Origin of the sequence: Pseudomonas sp. GW456-12-10-14-LB2, assembly GCF_002884345.1 — a bacterium.
GTDB lineage: Bacteria > Pseudomonadota > Gammaproteobacteria > Pseudomonadales > Pseudomonadaceae > Aquipseudomonas > Aquipseudomonas paraglycinae.
In genome coordinates this window covers 1-18050 of record NZ_POHV01000021.1, presented here as the reverse complement: position 1 = coordinate 18050, position 18050 = coordinate 1, and the positions used below count along the sequence as shown (strand labels likewise).

Annotated in this window: 13 protein-coding genes; 10 read left to right on the top strand and 3 right to left on the bottom strand. The window is 60.6% G+C overall.

The features are described from left to right. Window positions 1-4: 4 nt before the first annotated feature. Window positions 5-343 carry a tryptophan synthase subunit beta gene (locus tag C1X29_RS16085; RefSeq protein WP_085613332.1) on the top strand — a complete coding sequence of 113 codons (339 nt, stop codon included), beginning with the start codon at window positions 5-7 and terminating at the stop codon, window positions 341-343. Window positions 344-401: 58 nt separating this feature from the next. Here C1X29_RS16085 and lapD read toward each other — a convergent pair whose 3' ends face one another. Both lapD and lapG read right to left on the bottom strand, forming a co-directional pair. Beyond that, the gene (lapD, locus tag C1X29_RS16080) at window positions 402-2348 is read right to left on the bottom strand and encodes a cyclic di-GMP receptor LapD (protein WP_102717885.1); all 1947 of its coding nucleotides are present in this window, start codon (window positions 2346-2348) and stop codon (window positions 402-404) included. 14 nt (window positions 2349-2362) lie between these two features. Continuing rightward, window positions 2363-3055 carry a cysteine protease LapG gene (gene lapG / locus C1X29_RS16075; RefSeq protein WP_085748537.1) on the bottom strand — a complete coding sequence of 231 codons (693 nt, stop codon included), beginning with the start codon at window positions 3053-3055 and terminating at the stop codon, window positions 2363-2365. 193 nt (window positions 3056-3248) lie between these two features. On the opposite strand from lapG, the gene C1X29_RS16070 reads away from it, so the two are divergent. The 5 genes from C1X29_RS16070 to C1X29_RS16050 all read left to right on the top strand — a co-directional run bounded on the left by C1X29_RS16070 (window position 3249) and on the right by C1X29_RS16050 (window position 10307). Continuing rightward, entirely contained in the window at window positions 3249-3959 is a 711-nt protein-coding gene (locus C1X29_RS16070; RefSeq protein WP_085748538.1) for a GntR family transcriptional regulator, read from the top strand. 754 nt (window positions 3960-4713) lie between these two features. Beyond that, on the top strand, window positions 4714-5487 hold the full coding sequence (locus tag C1X29_RS16065) for a DUF3050 domain-containing protein (protein ID WP_102688632.1): 774 nt from the start codon (window positions 4714-4716) through the stop codon (window positions 5485-5487). Continuing rightward, window positions 5484-6413, top strand: coding sequence for a diiron oxygenase (locus tag C1X29_RS16060; RefSeq protein ID WP_102717884.1), 930 nt, complete (start codon window positions 5484-5486; stop codon window positions 6411-6413). Before C1X29_RS16065 ends, C1X29_RS16060 begins: the two co-directional genes overlap by 4 nt. Window positions 6414-6426: 13 nt before the next feature. Continuing rightward, window positions 6427-9816 (top strand): non-ribosomal peptide synthetase, encoded by a 3390-nt coding sequence (locus tag C1X29_RS16055; RefSeq protein ID WP_102717883.1) that lies wholly within the window; start codon window positions 6427-6429, stop codon window positions 9814-9816. Between the two features lie 23 nt (window positions 9817-9839). Continuing rightward, on the top strand, window positions 9840-10307 hold the full coding sequence (locus tag C1X29_RS16050; protein ID WP_102688635.1) for an SRPBCC family protein: 468 nt from the start codon (window positions 9840-9842) through the stop codon (window positions 10305-10307). Between the two features lie 59 nt (window positions 10308-10366). Here C1X29_RS16050 and C1X29_RS16045 read toward each other — a convergent pair whose 3' ends face one another. Further along, window positions 10367-12247 carry a methyl-accepting chemotaxis protein gene (locus C1X29_RS16045; protein ID WP_102688636.1) on the bottom strand — a complete coding sequence of 627 codons (1881 nt, stop codon included), beginning with the start codon at window positions 12245-12247 and terminating at the stop codon, window positions 10367-10369. A gap of 311 nt (window positions 12248-12558) precedes the next feature. On the opposite strand from C1X29_RS16045, the gene C1X29_RS16040 reads away from it, so the two are divergent. The 4 genes from C1X29_RS16040 to C1X29_RS16025 all read left to right on the top strand — a co-directional run bounded on the left by C1X29_RS16040 (window position 12559) and on the right by C1X29_RS16025 (window position 17902). Beyond that, a complete protein-coding gene (locus tag C1X29_RS16040; RefSeq protein ID WP_085748543.1) occupies window positions 12559-13059 on the top strand; it encodes a sigma-70 family RNA polymerase sigma factor in 501 nt (166 codons plus the stop codon). After that, entirely contained in the window at window positions 13059-14060 is a 1002-nt protein-coding gene (locus C1X29_RS16035; RefSeq protein WP_102717882.1) for a FecR domain-containing protein, read from the top strand. Before C1X29_RS16040 ends, C1X29_RS16035 begins: the two co-directional genes overlap by 1 nt. An 87-nt stretch (window positions 14061-14147) precedes the next feature. After that, window positions 14148-16649, top strand: a complete 2502-nt coding sequence (locus C1X29_RS16030; protein ID WP_102717881.1) for a TonB-dependent siderophore receptor — start codon at window positions 14148-14150, stop codon at window positions 16647-16649. A 74-nt stretch (window positions 16650-16723) separates the two neighbouring features. After that, window positions 16724-17902, top strand: a complete 1179-nt coding sequence (locus C1X29_RS16025) for a PepSY domain-containing protein (protein ID WP_102717880.1) — start codon at window positions 16724-16726, stop codon at window positions 17900-17902. Window positions 17903-18050: the final 148 nt, after the last annotated feature.

Sequence of the window (18050 nt, the reverse complement as noted above, 5' to 3'; positions counted from 1 at the left end):
CTCAATGTTTTACGTGCAACGCGATGCGCAGGGTCAGTTGATTCGCGTGGAAGCTGCGGCCTACGCCGAGGCCACGGAAACGCTGCCGGCCGACCACCACGAAATCCAGGCCTGGTACGCCAACGAGGCCGTGGAGAACAGCCTCAAACAGCTCAAGCAGAGCGACCTGGAAATGATCCGGGTACTCGATGACCTGATTCAGGTGCTGACCCAGAAAGGCGTGATCCGCGTCACCGACCTGCCAGCGGCGGCCCAGGCCAAGTTGATGGACCGGACCCAGGCGCGGGAAGCGCTGGGCGGGTTGAGTCAGTTGATTGATGAGGATGAGGGCGGGTTGATCTGATTTGCCTACAGTCGATCGCTCCCACGCTCTGCGTGGGAACGATCAGTTTGGCGCTGCATTATTTCCAGGGCTTGGGCTCACCGAACAGCTGCCCCTGAACCCCATACAACCCCATCTCGCGAATCACCGACAATTCCCCTTCCGTCTCGACCCGCTCGGCAATCAGCGGCAGATCGATGCTGTGCGCCGCACGCTGGATCGCTTCGATGAACAGACGCTTGTCGCTTTCCTGATCGATCGCCCGGATGTAACTGCCATCGATCTTCAAATACGCCAGCCCCAGCCGCGCCAGGTTGCCGATCATGCTGAAGCGTCCGCCAAAACGCTGCAGGCTCAGGGAGAAACCGAGCTCGCGCAGGCGCCGGGTCAACTGTTCCAGCACCGCTTGCTCCGGCAATTGTTCCTCGCCGATTTCCAGGGTCAGGCGCGCACCGAGGTTGGAATGCGCTCGCAGAATCTCGAACACTTTGTTCAACGCCTGCGGATCGGCCAGGGTCGCCGAGGACAGATTCAGCGCCAGGGATTCTTCATGACCGGCCATCTGCTCCAGCACCCGCTCGAGCATCAACCGGTCCAGCCGCGCGGTCCAGCCGAAGCGCTCAAGCCACGGCAGGAAGCGCCCGGCGGGAATGGTCTGGCCCTGCTCGTCGAGCAAGCGCGACAGCACCTTGTAATGCAGCACCAGTTGCGTGTCCTGCGCCGCCACTACCGGCTGGAAGAACAGCTCGAAACGCCGCTGATTCAACGCCTGATCGAGCAAACGGTGCCAAGCGTGGTGATCGTCACCGACGTCCGCCACCAGGCTCTGATCGAGGCATGCCCAGTTCTGCTCGCCCTGCCCTTCGGCCTGGGCCAGCGCCTGATCGCCGAGGCTGAGGACCGCTTGCGGCGAGTCGCCGTGAGCGAACGGTGCCAGGCCGATAGAAGCCACGGCAGCCACGTCGGTGGCGCCTGTCGCGTGCAGGCTGCTCAGGGCACTGTCGAGACTCTGCGCCAGTTGCAGCGCTTCTTCTCGGGTCAGCCCCGGCGCCAGCACGGCGAATTCACCACCACGAATGCGGGTGACGAGGTTCTGGGTTTCCGGGTATTTGGCGCACTCTCGGGACAGTTGCTCGCCAACCGCTTTCAACAATTCATCGGTGCGCTGACCGCCAAGGCGCTGGTTCAGCCCAGCCAGATCCTTGACCCGCAACAGCAGCAGATAACCGGAACTGGCCTGCTCCGGGTTGCTCACCCGCGCATTCAGCTGCATCTCGAAATAACGCCGGTTGGCCAACCCGGTGAGGTTGTCCTGATAGGATTCGGTGCGCAGTTTTTCACTGCGCTCTGCCTGCTCCTGAAACAGCGCCTTGAGCTTCTCGACCATCTGGTTCATCGCCAGCACCACACGGCGCAATTCAGGCGTGCGCGGCAGGTCCGGCAGGCTGAGGAACTCACGACGGGCGATGGCGTGGGATTGCTTGACCATGTAATCCAGCGGCTTCAGTTGCCGACGCAGCAACAACGCGCCCAGCACCGCACTCACCGCGCCGCAGACCAGCAACCAGCCCAGGCTGCCGAGTGCGCTCTGCCAGAGTTTGGCCAAAGCGAACATCGGGTGGCTGACCACCTCGACCCGCGCCGCCTGCTCCCAGCCACGGCTGACCAGCGCATCGCCACCGGCCGGTTCCAGGCCGATCAATTTGACGAACCAGTCCGGCACGTTGGTGACCGCCGGAATGCCATTGCGCTCGACGATGGTCTGGTCGGTCTTCAGGTCGACCACGCGGATGCTCGAGTAATAACCGCTGTCGAAGATCGAACTGACCAGCAACTCGACCATCGCCGGGTCATCGATGTTCGGCGTCAACGACAGCGCCAGCGCCGTGGCCGCATCCTGGGCGTGGGAGCGCAACTGGTTGACGTACTGGGTGCGCGAGCTCTCCAGACTGACCATGAAGCTCCCGGTGAAGGCGACCACCAGGAACAGACAGATAGCGATCAACAGCTGTTTGAACAAAGACATCTGAGCGCGTGCTCCTAGTTAGTCGTCTCGACCGGAAATCCTTCGGCCTGCATTTTCTTCAACACATCCTGCCAGCGTGACAGACGCTTGGTGTCACCGACCTTCTTGTTGCCCTTGGCGCCCGGCAGGTACAACCCTTCGGCATTGAAAGAGTAGACCGGCAGCAAATCGGTTCGCTCGGCGGCCGGCTTGATCGGGTCGATCAGGCTGTCGAGCACCAGCGGCATGGCGTCAGGGCTGGAATAGTAAGTCAGGACCATGTGCGCGCGGTTCTGGCGCAGCGCCTTGACGTAGGTGATGCGCAACTTGTCACTGGCCACACCGAGGTGGCGCAGGCTGAAATACTTGGCGATCGCATAGTCTTCGCAGTCGCCGGCGCCTTTCCACAAGGCTTCGATAGGGGTTTCCCAATAGTCGACCTCGTGCCACAGATCGATGTCTTCGACGTAGCGCATCTGTTTGTTGAAAAACAGGTTCACCACTTTAAGCTTTTCCATCTCGCTGACCTGCTTCTGCGTGGCCAGCAGATTCTGCCAGGCATCGATCCGCTGTTGCCCGGCACCCAACGGCCCGTACAGCGCCGTGGCCTTGCGGCTGATCGCGGAAAAATCCCAATCGGCATGCAGGCCGCCCAGCATGATGCCGGCCAGCAGCAGCGCGCAGGCAAGCCAGCGCGCGATCCGTGGGAACGCGAAACGTACCGCCAATGCAAGGCATCCAGGGCAGAGAGGAAAGCGCTTGATGGTGAAGGTTAGCCCAGCAAAAAACAATGGCACCCTGAGATCATCGCTGGCGCGCTAAACTTCAGATGTGACAGGGTTCTTCTACACGGTTTGACAACCTGTAGAGCAATCACTAGTGTCCTTTGGATCCAAATCCGCAGTCATAGGGTGTGCAGTTGTGACCCAGAAGCCCAAGCCACTCCACAGCATCAAAGTCGACGGCCCGATTCCCGCGCATCTGGCGCGCTCGGTCATCGAAGAAACCCTGCGCGCCGCGATTCTCGACGGGCGCCTGCCCTGCGGCACCGCCGTGCGCCAGCAGGACCTGGCCGACCTGTTCGGTGTCAGCCGCATGCCGGTGCGCGAAGCCTTGCGCCAACTTGAGGCTCAGGGCCTGCTCAGCGTGATTGCCCACAAGGGCGCCGTGGTGGCGCCGCTGATTCAGGGCGATGCAACGCAAACCTATGAGCTGCGCATCCTGCTGGAGTCAGAAGCGCTGCGCCAGTCGATCCCGCTGCTGACCCCGGCCGATCACGAACGCGCGGCCGGCTACATCGAAGAACTGGAAAACGAACACGACTACACCGAAATCGGCCGGCTCAACCGTCTGTTTCACATGGCGCTCTACAGCAAGGCGCCCAATGGCCGGCTGTTGCGACTGGTGGAAGACGGCCTGAATGAAGAAGAACGCTTCCTGCGCTTCAACCTCGAGGCCATGGGCCTGGGCAAACTCTCCCAGGACGATCACCGCGCGTTGTTGCAGGCCGTGAAAGAGCGTGACACCCCGCACGCCGTGACACTGCTGGAGCAACACCTCAATCGCGGTGTCGAGGTGATCACCCGTTACCTAGCCAGCTCAGCCGGCCAAAGCCGCAAAGCAGCACGCTGAATTCTCCCTCCCGGGTGAGCCTCCACTCACCCGGCGAATAACCCGCTTACAAATCCCCCCACCGGTCACGGTCATTTGCCGTGGCACATCGACGCCTGCGCTCTAACCTCCCCCTGCTTTGAACAGCCCGGAATTTGCACCGCAAGGAAGTCATTTTCGACGATAGCCGCGGCGCTGATTTACGCGCACCCTTGGACCGCCAACCCAATATAGAACGGGGACGCGCCGCCCCGGCAGCAGTCCCCGCACCAGGAACCTACGGAAGGAGCCTTGTCACGGGAACAGGAAGAAACGGCGCCGTTACAGCCCGACTTCATCCCCTCATATTCATTCAATTACTCAATTGGAAAGTTGCTTCGAGTGAGGCATTCACTCTTGTCGTTCAATTTTGGCCATTAAACGCCGAAAGGAGCAACTACGCCCAAATAAAACTTAACTTATAAGTTTTATCAGACCCACTCATACTTCAAAAACAGCCAACTAAAAATAATTAAAAATAAACTTGTTAAGTTGTTTTGCGATGTATTAGTTTTTCTTCGCCGAGTTTGGATCCGAAATGACAAGCCCGGCACAACCTTGCAGTACGGCCTTGATTGCGACGGCTTGACCGTCCGCTGTAGTTTTGGGCCCTTCAGACATTGCCTGCTTTCATCGAAACCGAATGAGGCTGTCGTTCGCCTGGAGAAACTTGTTCAACGTTATTAGCGATTGATTGAGCAGTCCTTACTTCCCTATTAGCCAGAGTCTCGCAACCATGCCAACTAAAGAGCAACTTACACTAAAGAAAGCCGAACTCAGCGTTCATCCGATCTTCTCCGAAATCGATTCTTTGACGACATTGCGCCGATTCATGGAGTCCCATGTATTTGCGGTCTGGGACTTCATGTCGCTGACCAAGCGCCTGCAGCAGGAACTGACTTGCACGCGTCTGCCGTGGTTGCCGCCACGGGATCCGCACGCAGCAAGACTGATCAATGAAATCGTGCTCGGGGAAGAATCTGACGACCGGCTGCCACACGGGCATTACAGTCACTTCGAACTGTACCTCGATGCGATGCGCGAAGTCGGTGCGGACACGACAGCGGTGGAGCGCTTCGTGACGCTGCAACAGGAAGGCGTGAGTTACGACGTCGCCCTGCAAAGCGTCGAGGTCGATCCGGCCGCTGCGCGGTTCGTCCGTGACACCTTGCACACCGCACTGCATGCACCCGGTCACAGCGTTGCCGCCGCATTCCTTCACGGTCGCGAGAGCGTGATCCCGACCATGTTCCAGCGCATGCTCGATGCCTGGGGCATCGGCGTCGAACAGGCGCCGACCTTCCGTTACTACCTGGAGCGACACATCGAGGTCGACTCCGAAGACCACGGCCCGGCCGCCGAGCAACTGCTGGACCGGCTGGTGGACGGCGATCCGCAGCGCGAAGCCGAAGTCTACGCCAGCGCCATCGCCGCCGTGGAAAGCCGCATCGCCCTGTGGGACGGCCTGCGTCTGAGCATGCGTGAGCCGCTGGCGGAGGTGGCCCAATGAACGCCGCCGACTACCAGTCTTTCGCCGACGCCTGGGAAAGCCGCGCGACCATTCGCACCCGGCCACGCCGCGTGCTGGAGGACGACGCGCGGCTGATCTATCCGCTCAGCCGCCAGCCCTTGGTGCTCAGCGAAACCTTCCTGCGCGAATGCCCGGAACAGCGTGATTTCGCCCTGGTGCAGACGCTGTACAAATTCATCAACGACGTGGTGATTTTCGAAACCGAGATCGTCGACAAGACCGCCCGCAGCATCGCCAAGAATCGCTTCGCCGTGCCCTTCCCGTTCGCCTGTCGTTACGACGCCATGACCGTGGTGGTGGACGAGGATTACCACGCGCTGGTGGCGATGGATTTCATGCAACAGACGGTGGCCATGACCGGCATCGAGCCGATCGAGCTGCCGAATGAAATCGAACTGAGCCGGGCGATTCCGGCCGCCGTCGAACTGGCTCCGCCACACCTGCGCAGCGCCGTGGAACTGATCTGCGTGGCCATCGCCGAAAACACCGTGACCGGCGATGTCGCGGCATTCGCCCGGGACGACACGGTCAAGCCGTCGATCAAGGGCCTGATGGCTGATCACTTGCTCGACGAGGGCCGGCACTCGAGTTTCTGGGCGCGGATGGTGCGCATCTACTGGCACACCGCGAGCGATGCGGATCGCGAATGCATCGCGCAGATCCTGCCGGTGTTCATCGGCCATTACCTGACCAATGACATCCAGAAGTCCTTCGACCTGCGCCTGATCGACGCCTTGCCGGTCAACGATGCCACCCGCCGCACCCTGAAAGACGAGATGGCCGGGCTGGCCTTCCCGATCAATCGCCATCACCCGCTGGTGGGCAACATCGTGCGGTTTTTCCACAACAGCTCGCTGCTCGACACACCGTGCGTGCAGCACGCCCTGCGCGACTACCTGGTTTGACAAGGAGGCTGACATGAGACGTCTCGATATTTTGCTGAGGGGCCGCAGCCAAGTCTTGACCGACCTGGCGCAGGAGCTCGAACAACACGGTCATTCATTGCTGACAGAGACTGCTCCGTCGGTGGATCTGGTGATCGATGACGGCAGCATTGCGCCGCAGGATCACGGCGTGACACCGCACCTGACCTTGCGTCTGGGCATCGGTGCAACGGGCTCCGGCGATCTGCCGGTGCTCGATCTGCTGTGCCTGTGCAACTCGACACTGCTGAGCCGCGTGCCCATCGCCGACGAACCGTCCGGCAACGGTCAGGCCCTGCGCCAGCGAACACTGGCGCAGGTGGTGGACGAAGTGGCGCTACTGGTCAGCCGCTTTTCCCGCGATGCCGAGTATTTCCAGCATGCGACGACGGCCCGTGCGCCGGACTTCGAGCAGGTGGAAAACCTGCTGTTTCTCGACAGCCTGGCTTATGTCCATCGCTTCAATGCCACGGCCAACTCGGCGTTGCTGCAACAGGCGCAGATCCCGGTGATCGAGCGGCTGCAACGGAGCCTGATCGAGCACGCGGAACGCCCGGCGCTGCACCTCGCCGAGCAGTCGATCAGCTATCGCCAGTTGCATGATCACAGCCGGGCGATCCAGCAACGCTTGTTGGCAATGCTGGAGACACAACCGCAACCGTGGGTAGTCGGGATTTGCCTGCCGAAATGCGATGCACTGTTTGCTTCGATCCTGGCGATTCTCGGCAGCGGCGCGGTGTACCTGCCGCTGGAGCCGAGCCATCCACTTCAGCGCCAGCAGTACATTCTGGAAAACGCCGGGGCGCTGTTGCTGCTGCACGACGGCGAACATCCGCTGAGCGGTTCGATGCCAGGGCTGGATGTCTGTCGCATCGACCGCACCGACGCCGATCTGTCGCAACCGTTGATGCGTCGTCGGCCCGAGCTCGATGCGCCGTGCATGGCGCTCTACACCTCGGGTACTACCGGGCATCCGAAAGGTGTGCTGCTGAGTCAGGCGAACCTCGCGCACTTCACCGCGTGGTACGCCGATTACGTGCAGTTGCGCGCCGAGAGCCGGGTGTTGCAGTTCTCGTCGCTGAGTTTCGACTCGTCGCTGATCGACATCTTCCCGACCCTGCTCGAAGGCGCAGAACTGGTGGTGCCCGACGACAACCAGCGGCGTGATCCGCTGCAACTGGTGGCGCTGATTCGCCGTCGGCAACTGACCCACGCGTTCCTGCCGCCGGCGCTGTTGAGCATCCTGCCGCTGGAGCAACTGCAAAGCGTCGGGCAAATCATGACCGGCGGCGACGTCTGCGAGCCGTTCGTGATCGAGCAGCTGACGCGCCAAGGCAAGCTGCATAACCTCTACGGCCCGACCGAAGCCACGGTGCTGATCACCGCGCGACAACTGCAACCGGGCGACAGCAATCGCACCCTCGGCGGGCCGATTGCCAACAGTCAGGTGCTGATCCTCGATGACGATCTGCAACCGGTGCCTGAGCAAACGGTGGGCGAATTGTTCATCGTCGGCCCCGGTGTATGCCTGGGTTACCTGAACAATCCACAGCAGACCGCCGAACGCTATCTGGATCTGGAGTTGCCGGACGGCCAGCGTCTGCGCGCCTACCGCAGCGGCGACATGGCCAAGTGGGGCGAGGATGGTATCGAGCTGTGCGGACGCCGCGACAATCAGGTAAAGATCCGCGGCTTCCGGGTCGAGCCGGAAGAGATCGAACGCTGCCTGCGCGAGAGTCAGCTGTATCGGCAGATCGCGGTGGTGATCGACAGTCAGCGGCGGATTCTGGCGTTCCTTGCGCAGCCGCAATCGGATGCCGCGCGTGAGTCGTTGAAGGCACACGCACAGCAGTTTTTGCCCGACTACATGCAACCGGTGGCATGGACGGAACTGCCGAACATGCCGTTCGCCGCCAATGGCAAAGTCGACCGCAAGGCCTTGCTGGAGCTGCCGGTCAGCGTGCAGGACAGCGGCCCGAAATGCCTGCCGGCCAACGCCGACGAAGCGCTGCTGCTGGAGATCTGGGGTGAGTTGCTGGAGCTGCCGACCAGCGACATTTCCACCGACGAAAGCTTCTTCAATCTCGGCGGTCACTCGATTCTGCTGTCGCGCATGCTCCTGCGTCTACGGGAGGAGTTCGGTCGCAGTATTTCGATCAACCGCTTCATTGAACTGCCGACCATCGCCAAGCTCGCCACTCTGGTACGCGGCACCGATGACAGCGCGGTGCTCAGCGCCCAGGCGATGGCCGACGCCGAGCGAGCGCTGGACATCGAGCCGTTGCCGATCAGCCGCATGGGCGATGTGCACAAGGTGATCGTCACCGGCGCCAACAGTTTTGTTGGCGTGCACATCGTCGAGGCGCTGCTGGGATGGGGCGCCAGCGAGGTGGCGTGTCTGGTGCGCGACGGCGGCGGGCAAACGGCGGCGCAGCGCTTTGCCCAATCGCTGCGAGAGAACCGCCTGGAGCATCTGGACCTGAGTCGGGTGCGGGTCTATTCGGCGGACATCAGCCGGCCGCAACTGGGCTTGGCCGATGACGATTTCGAGCGACTGGATCGCGAGTTCGGCGCGCTGGTGCACAACGCGGCCAACGTCAATCACGTGCTCGATTACGAGTCGCTGGCGGCGGACAACGTCGAGCCGATTTTCGAACTGCTGCGGCTGTGCGAAGGGCGCAGCAAGAAGGTGTTCAATTTCGTCTCGACGCTGTCGGCCTCCAGCACCGTCGACGACGCAGGCCGGGTGCTGGAACTGCCCGCCGCACCGACGCCGCCGATCTACATCCGCAACGGCTACAACCTGTCGAAATGGGTCGGTGAACGCATCCTCGAACGGGCGCGGGAGCGTGGGGTGCGGGTCAATCTGTATCGGCCCGGCAACATCAGTTTCAACAGCCTCAGCGGCGTCTGCCAGCCGCACAAGAACCGCTTGATGCTGATGCTCAAGGGCTCGATCCAGCTCGGGCAGGTGCCGGCCTTCGCGCTGAATTTCGACCTGATGCCGGTGGATTTTCTCGCCCGGTTCATCGCCTTCCACGCCAGCCGTTATTCGGCCGAACGAGCGGTGTTCAACCTGCACAACCCGGAGCCTCTGAGCTGGGACGCCTACGTTGCGTCGTTCCGCGAAACCGGCAGCGAGTTTTCACTGGTCAGCGTCGCCGACTGGCAGCAGCAACTGGGCCGGGTCGATGCCGACAACGCGCTGTTCGGCGTGCTCGGTTTCTACCTCAACGGCTTCGAGGAAGACATCGGCGACATCTCCCTGATCGGCCACGCCAACGCCCAGGCCGGCGTACAGCAGATGGGCGCGCACTACCCGGAGAAATCTCCGGCGCTGCTGCGTCGCGGCTGCGACTACCTGAAAGAAATCAACTTCATCTGACTCAACCACCAAGGAGCAACACCATGAGCAATCTGCAACCCGACACCCTGATCAAGAATCCTCACGGCTGCCACGTCGTGTCTTCGGTGGAAGTGCCGGTGGACGCCAGACAAGTGTGGGCGGTGGTCGGCAAATTCGACGGTTTCGACCGCTTCATTCCGGCCCTGTCGCACATCGAAATGACCGGCGAAGGCGTGTCTTCGCTGCGCAAGAAGTTCTTCAAGGATGGCAACGTGGTGGTCGAGCAACTCAACTCCCGGGACGACCAGGCGCTGAGCATGACCTGGACCACGATCTACAACACGCTGGGCGTGGCCAATCTGTGGGCGGCGATGAATGTGGAATCGCTGGGCGCGGGCAAGTCGCGGGCGACCTGGACGATCATTGCCGAACCGGCCAGCGGCGGCCCAGAGGCACTGCCGGGGTTCAAGGATTTCGTGCAGGGGTTCGCCGATGATGCGATGGGCAATGTGCAGAAGCTGTTTGTGTAAGGCATGAAAAAGCCCGCTGTGGATCACTCCGCAGCGGGCTGTTTTTTGACCGCTAGCGATCAGATCTTGAAGCTGTCGACCAGTTGTTTCAAACGGTTGGCCTGCTGCGACAACGCATCGCAATCCTTCAACGTTTCATTGAGGTTGGCCACGCTCTGCTGGTTCAGCAGGTTGATCTGGTTGACGTCGACGTTGAGGGTTTCCACCACGGCAGTCTGCTCTTCGGTAGCCGCTGCCACCGACTGGTTCATGCCGTCGATTTCACCGATGCGCTGGGTCACGCTGACCAGACGCAGACCGGCCTGGTTCGCCACTTCAACGGTTTCCTCGCTGGACGCCTGACTGGCGTTCATGGTGGTCACCGCTTCACGGGAACCGACCTGCAGCGAAGTGATCATCTTGTGGATCTCTTCCGCCGATTCCTGGGTGCGGTGAGCGAGGTTACGCACCTCGTCCGCCACCACCGCAAAACCGCGTCCGGCTTCACCGGCACGGGCCGCTTCGATGGCCGCGTTGAGCGCCAGCAGGTTGGTCTGCTGGGAGATGCCTTTGATCACGTCGAGAATGTGGCCGATGTTGTCGGTGCTCGCGTTCAGGGTTTCGATCTGGGTGCACGACAGGCTGATCTTCTGCGACAGCTCGGTCATCGCCTGAATCGTCTGCTCGACCACCTGACGACCGTCATCGGCCTGCTCGCTCGCGCCGCTGGCGTGTTGCGAGGCATCGGCGGCGTTGCGGGCGATTTCCTGGGTGGCGGCACCCAGTTGATTGATCGCCGCAGCGACGCTGTTGGTGCGAGCGCTTTGTTCGTCGGAACCGATGATCGAGGCGTTGGACGATGCCATCACCCGTTGCGACAGGTCGTGTACGTGGCGAGTCGCGGAAGACACTTCGGAAATGGACGCGTGAATCCGCTCCACGAACTGGTTGAACGAACTGCCCAGCTCACCGAACTCGTCCTTGCTTTCCACTACCAGACGGCGAGTCAGGTCGCCTTCACCCTGAGCGATGTCCTGCATCGCACGGCCCATGGTGATCAGCGGACGCATCAGCACGGTGATCAACAGGCTCAGGAACACCGCAATCGCGCCGACAGCAACGAACATTGCGATCAGTGCCGAGGTACGGAACTGGCTGAGTGCGGCGTAGGCCTTGTCGCGATCGATCGACAGACCGATGTACCACTCGGCATTCGGCAGACCTGCGACCGGGGTGAACGACAGGATGCGCTCCTGACCGTTGAGCACCACGTTCTGGTTGCCCTTCTGGATGCGCACATCGGCGTTCGGGTAGATGTCCTTGAGGTTTTTCATCACCTGGTCTTTGTCCGGGCTGACGATCACCTGACCGTCCCCGCTGACCAGGAACGCGTGGCCCAGGCCACCGAAGTCCACCGAGTTGATGATCTTCACCAGAGTTTCCAGGCTCAGGTCACCGCCCACGACGCCGAGCAGCTCGCCGTTCTTTTTCACCGGCATGGCGATGGTCACCACCAGACCGCCAACGGCGGCCATGTATGGCGGGGTCAGCATGGTCTGGTCAGCGGCCACGGCCTGCTTGTACCAAGGGCGCTGACGCGGATCGTAGCCGTCCGGCATCTTCGCGTCAGGGCGCTGGGTGAACACACCGTTGGCCTGGCCGACGTAGGTGAACTGGAAGTTCGAGGTGAAGGCCGGTTGATCGACCAGCCCCGGGAAGTCGGCGTTCTTGCCTTGATGAGCGACGTTTTGTGCGAGGTTTTCCAGTACCAGAATCCGCCCGCTCATCCAGTTCTGCACACTGCTCGCGGTCAGGTCGCCGGCCTGTTGGACCGAGGACTGGAGGTTCTGGCGAATGGTGTTTCGCTGCAGATAGTCGTTGTACAAAGTGAACAGCGCGAACGCCAGGACCACAACGCCCGAGGCGGCCAGCAGGATTTTATGGCTGAACTTGAGATTCATTTCATGGGACTTCTTATGCGAAAAGTGGGGATGCGTTCCGGATGCAACATTCCATGTACAGCGCAGGCAGCGTTCTGACGACTGCTCTACTTTGGTGCACGCATGTCTCACCAGTCTGTCGGCACGCTTAGGAGAAAACTTAGGGCTTTGTGGGAAATGGACGACATTTCTGCCAGATTCCCGCCGAACGGCGTGCCAGAGCGTTCGCCTGTCAATTTTTGATGACTGTTTTGCAGCGCCGGTTGCAAATTCTGTAACCCTTGATGACAATGAGACTAATTATCATTTGTGACGTTCGGGCTGTCGCGTTCATGTCCTCTCCTGAGTTTGCAGTACAGGCGCTTTACAGTAGTCATCACGGCTGGCTCAACGGCTGGTTGCGCGCGCGGCTGGGCAATGCCGCCGATGCGGCGGATCTGGCTCAGGACACCTTCGTGCGTTTGCTGCAACGCACCGAGCGTCTGGAACTCAAGGCACCTCGCGCATTCTTGCGCACGGTTGCCCGGGGTTTGGTGATCGATCATTGGCGCCGTGAAGAAATTGAACGCGCCTATCTGGAAACCATCGCCCATTTGCCTGAAGCCGAAACCCCGAGTGCCGAATCCCGTGCCTTGGTGATCGAACTGCTCGAAGGCATCGCCCGCATGCTTGAAGGCTTGAAGCCGAAAGTGCGTCAGGCGTTTCTGCTGGCTCAGTGCGAAGGTTTGACCCACAAGCAGATCGCCGAGCAGATGGGCCTGTCCCTGCGCTCGGTAGAACGCTACGTCGCCGACGCGCTGTTTCACTGCTACGTGTTGCGGTACGAAAACTGATGCCGGTGGATAACCTCTCGCTCGGCCGACGCGCCGAGCCACCGCAACAGGTCGTCCGACAGGCCATTCACTGGCTCCTGCGTCTGCGCAACAACCATGGCAATCCGCGCCTGAATCGCCAGTGCGAACAATGGCGCGCCGAACACCATGATCACGAACTGGCCTGGCAACGGGTGCAGTCTCTACAAGCTGAACTGACCCACAATCTGCGCGCCGTGCCCGGTGCGCAGGTGGCGTTCAATACGCTGGAAAACAGTGCGCAGGGGTTGGGTCGACGTCAGGCACTGAAGCTGTTGTCCGGCGCGCTGCTGATGGGCTCGGCGGGATGGTTGGCCAAAGACACTTCCGCCTGGCAACAGTGGAGCGCCGACTACGCCACCGCCACCGGCGAGCGCCGTGGCTTCCAGCTGCCGGACGGCACGCGGATCGAGCTCAACACCGCCAGCAGCGTGGATCTCGATTACACCGCCCAGCAACGGCTGATCAAACTGACCCGTGGCGAAATCATCATCACCTGTGGCGGTGCCGATGAAGGTGCGCCATTTGACCGACCGCTGCGGGTGCAGAGTCGTCATGGCAGTTACGAGCCGTTCAAGGCGCGATTCATTCTGCGCCAGGAAGATGGATGCACGCGCATGAGCGTCACCAGTGGCCGGGTCGCGATTCACTCCGCCGGCAACTCGACGGAAGCAATCGCCGGTCAGAGCTACTTGATCGACCACCATCAAATTCGCCCGGCGCCGCCGTTGGACATGGACGCCGGTGCCTGGGTCGACGAGCTGATCGTGACCCGCAACATGCGGCTGGGTGACTTCCTCAACGAAGTCGGTCGGTATCGTCAGGGCTTTCTGAGCTGTGCGTCGAATATTGCGGATTTGCGTCTGTCCGGCGTGTTCCGTCTTGAGGACACCGACAAGCTGCTGGCGATCCTGCCGCAGACCCTGCCGGTGCAATTGCGCTACCGCACCCGTTGGTGGGTGACGCTGGAGTCTGTGGCCTGAAATTATTTTGGCGGGTTTTCGCGGCAAGTCCGGCTTAGTCAGTAAGCACTTCAACTCAGCCTTCGCGACTGCCTACGGAAACCTACAATGACTGCGCGCGTTACCTGTAAGAACCCTCTGAATTTCTCTGCCGAATCGGGCCTGTTGCGTCACGCCGTTCGGGCGGCGCTGTTCTCTACCGCCCTGGGCGTTGGCGTGTTGCCGAGCCTGAGCATGGCGGCCAATGCCAGCGAGGTCAGCAGCCACCGCTACAACGTCGCCGCCGGGCCGCTGGGCGATGCGCTCAACCAGTTCGCGCGCCAGGCGGGCATCACGTTGTCGATGACGCCGCAGCAAACCCAAGGCCGGCAGTCACCCGGCGTGCAGGGCGAGTATTCGACCGATCAAGCCCTTAGCCACTTGCTCGGAGGCACGGGCCTGGAGGCGGTCAGCCAGGATGGCAGCAGCTATGTGTTGCGCTCCGTCGCAGAAACCGAAGCACTGTCTCTGCCGACCACCGACATCAAAGGCTTCGCCCTCGGTAACGCGCTGGGCAGCATGGACGGTTATAACGCGACGCACAGTCAGATCGCCACCAAGACCAGTACCGCGCTGCTGGAAACTTCGCAAAGCGTGTCCGTGGTTACCCGTGAGCAAATGGATGACCAAGGCTCGCAAACCGTGTCCCAGGCCATGCGTTACACCCCCGGCGTGCTGACCAACCCTTACGGCGCCACGCACCGTTACGACTACGTGGCGATGCGCGGCTTCAACGACGGTTCGGTGGATAACATCTACCTCGACGGCCTCAAGTCGATGGGCGACAGCGGCACCTACAGCACCATGCAGGTCGATCCGTATTTCCTCGAGCGTGTCGATATCCTGAAGGGCCCGTCGTCGGTGCTCTACGGCCGCAGCTCGCCGGGCGGTCTGGTGGCGCTGACCAGCAAGAAGCCGCTGTACGAGGCCTATCACCAGGTTCAAGCCACCGTCGGCACTCAGGGCCAGCGCGGTGTCGGTTTTGACTTCAGCGGACCGGTCGATGACGACAAACGCATCGCCTATCGTCTGATCGGATTAACGGATCAGTCCGACACGCAGTTCGACCACAACAAGGAAAAGCGCTTCGCCCTAGCGCCGACCGTCAGCATCGACTTCAGCGAAGACACCTCGCTGACCCTGCAAGCGTATCTGCAGCATGACCCGTACGGCGGCTATCACGGTGGCGTGCCGGCCGACGGCACGATTCATCAACGCAACGGCAATCGCATTTCGCCGCATTTCTTCGAAGGCGAGCCGGGCATCGATGGTTACTCCCGTGATCAGCAGTCGTTCGGTTACCAGTTCGAACACCGCTTCAACGACGTCTTCACCGCGCGGCAGAATTTCCGCTACCTCGACTCCAAAGTGAACATGGATCAGGTGTACGCCTATGGCTGGACGTCGCCGACCAGCAACGAATTGAATCGCTACTACACCGGCGGTGATGAACGTCTGCACGCGTTCATCGTCGACAACATGCTCCAGGCGGAATTTTTCACCGGCGTGACCAAGCACACAGTGCTGATGGGCGCGGATTATCAACGACGCAAAACCGTGGTCGACTGGACCAGTGGCGGCCTGGCGCCGATCAACGCATTCAACCCGGTGTATGGCAATTCGGCTATTACGCCATACGGCGAGACCAGCTATCTGCGGCGCCTGGAGCAGACCGGCGTTTACCTGCAAGACCTGATCGAGATGGACAAGTGGCGCTTCTCGCTGGGCCTGCGTCAGGACTGGGTGGAAACCTCCGACGAAAACCGCATCGCCGAAGCGGGCCGTCCGGTCGGCACCGAGATCAACGATCGACGCACCAAGCTCACCGGTCGCGCCGGCGCACTGTATCTGTTCGATAACGGCCTCGCGCCGTACGTCAGCTATTCCGAGTCGTTCAATCCGAATTCCTACGCGGACAGCGCCGGCAATCCTCTCGCACCGACTGACGGTACACAGTGGGAAGCAGGCCTGAAGTATCAGCCGCCGGGTACCGACAATCTGTTCACCGCCTCCTTGTTCCACATTGATCAGGAGAACCTGGCGACCAACCTGCCGCAGGAAAACTTCTATCGCGCTGTAGGCGCTGTCCGTTCTCAGGGTCTGGAACTGGAAGCGCACATGCAGCTGACCGACAACCTGAAAGTCCTCGGCAGCTACACCTTCACCGACATTGAATACTCGAAGTCGATGACCAGCACCTTGAGCACACCGACCAATTTGATCGAGAACAAGGGCAACTCGCCAACCCAGGCGCCACGACATATGGCATCGCTGTGGGCGGACTACAAGTTCGACAGCGCGGCACTCGACGGGCTGCGACTGGGCGGTGGTGTGCGTTATGTCGGCTATAGCTGGGCGGATGCAGAGAACACCATGAAAGTGCCGTCCTACACATTGTTCGACGCATCGATTGGCTATGACCTCGGCAAGGTCGGTCTGAAGGGTGTCGACGTACGCCTGAATGCGAACAATCTGACCAACGAATCCTACGTAGCCTCCTGCGCCAGTCTGGACTTCTGCTACATGGGCGAAGAGCGCAACGTCGCCGCGACGGTCAGTTACCAGTTCTAAGCCTTTGTCTTGTGCATAGAAAAGCCAGCCCCTGATTTCAGGGGCTGGCTTTGTCGTATCTGTGGGGAATTTTCATGCGTTCGTTTCTGGTTTTATTGCACCGGTATATCGGATTGGCCACGGCGGTTTTTCTGCTGCTGGCCGGGATCACGGGGAGCATTCTGGCGTTCAACCATGAGCTGGATGAGTGGTTGAATCCGGAGTTTTACGCGGCCTCGGCCGAGGGGGAGCGTCTGCCGCCAGGTGAGCTGGTTGATGTGGTGCAATCGGCCCATCCGAAGTTGCAGGTCTGGTACATGGAGTACCCGAATGAGGCAGGCCACACGGCATTGCTGGCGGCGGTTCCGCGAAATGATCCCGCGACGGGCGAACCGTATAAAGAACGCAACCAGGTGTTCTACCTCGACCCTGTCAGTGGCGAGCAGAAAGGCCAGCGTTATTGGGGCGAATGCTGCTTTCAGCGTGAGAACTTTGTTCCGTTCATTCTCGAGTTTCACTACAACCTGACACTGCCCGGCAACTGGGGTTTGCTGTTGATGGGGTTGGTGGCCATCGCCTGGGTAATCGATTGCTTCATCGCCCTCTGGCTGACGTTGCCGAGGGGTAAACCGTTCTGGAAGAAGTGGTCGAACGCCTGGAAGATCAAGGGTGGGCATGCCTATCGACTCAACTTCGATCTGCACCGGGCGGGGGGCTTGTGGCTGTGGTTGTTATTGCTGCCGATAGCCGTCAGCAGTGTGGCGATGAACCTGCCGAGCCAGGTCTTCAAACCCGCGGTGTCGCTGTTTTCTCCGATTGAACCGAGCGTGTATGAGGCGCGAGGACGAATGCCTGCCGAAGAGCTGGGGATCACCCGATTAAGTTATCAACAGGCATACGAAAGGGCACAACAGGAGGGGAAAAGGTTGGGGCTGACGGCGGCGATCGGCGAGGTGTATTACAGCTTTGAGTACAACTTTTACGGTGCGGGGTTTGGGCAGCATGACACCGAGGCCCACGGCAAATCCTGGTTGTTCTTCCACGGTACTGACGGGCGATTACTGGGGCAGGAGATCGCAGGAGAAGGGACATTGGGAGAGCGGTTTTATCGATTGCAGTTGCCGATACATGGGGGACGGATCATAGGCTTCACCGGGCAAGTGATGATCGCGATATTGGGTGTTCTGATTGCAGGGTTGTCGGGAACTGGCGTCTACATCTGGTGGCGCAAATGGCAGGCTCGTCGGAGCAGCAAGGCACGCAAAGCGGTTTGAATATCGGACTTTTGTGAGCACTGAAACGACAAAACCCCTGTCTGCGTTAGCAGACAGGGGTTTCGGAATTCAATCTTGACGATGACCTACTCTCACATGGGGAAACCCCACACTACCATCGGCGATGCATCGTTTCACTTCTGAGTTC

Excerpts from the sequence above, each read along its gene's own strand:
- C1X29_RS16030 (WP_102717881.1), top strand. The coding sequence starts at position 14,148 with ATGACTGCGCGCGTTACCTGTAAGAACCCTCTGAATTTCTCTGCCGAA.
- C1X29_RS16055 (WP_102717883.1), top strand. The coding sequence starts at position 6,427 with ATGAGACGTCTCGATATTTTGCTGAGGGGCCGCAGCCAAGTCTTGACC.
- lapD (WP_102717885.1), bottom strand. The coding sequence starts at position 2,348 with ATGTCTTTGTTCAAACAGCTGTTGATCGCTATCTGTCTGTTCCTGGTG.
- C1X29_RS16050 (WP_102688635.1), top strand. The coding sequence starts at position 9,840 with ATGAGCAATCTGCAACCCGACACCCTGATCAAGAATCCTCACGGCTGC.
- C1X29_RS16065 (WP_102688632.1), top strand. The coding sequence starts at position 4,714 with ATGCCAACTAAAGAGCAACTTACACTAAAGAAAGCCGAACTCAGCGTT.
- C1X29_RS16045 (WP_102688636.1), bottom strand. The coding sequence starts at position 12,247 with ATGAATCTCAAGTTCAGCCATAAAATCCTGCTGGCCGCCTCGGGCGTT.
- C1X29_RS16035 (WP_102717882.1), top strand. The coding sequence starts at position 13,059 with ATGCCGGTGGATAACCTCTCGCTCGGCCGACGCGCCGAGCCACCGCAA.
- C1X29_RS16040 (WP_085748543.1), top strand. The coding sequence starts at position 12,559 with ATGTCCTCTCCTGAGTTTGCAGTACAGGCGCTTTACAGTAGTCATCAC.
- C1X29_RS16085 (WP_085613332.1), top strand. The coding sequence starts at position 5 with ATGTTTTACGTGCAACGCGATGCGCAGGGTCAGTTGATTCGCGTGGAA.
- C1X29_RS16060 (WP_102717884.1), top strand. The coding sequence starts at position 5,484 with ATGAACGCCGCCGACTACCAGTCTTTCGCCGACGCCTGGGAAAGCCGC.
- C1X29_RS16025 (WP_102717880.1), top strand. The coding sequence starts at position 16,724 with ATGCGTTCGTTTCTGGTTTTATTGCACCGGTATATCGGATTGGCCACG.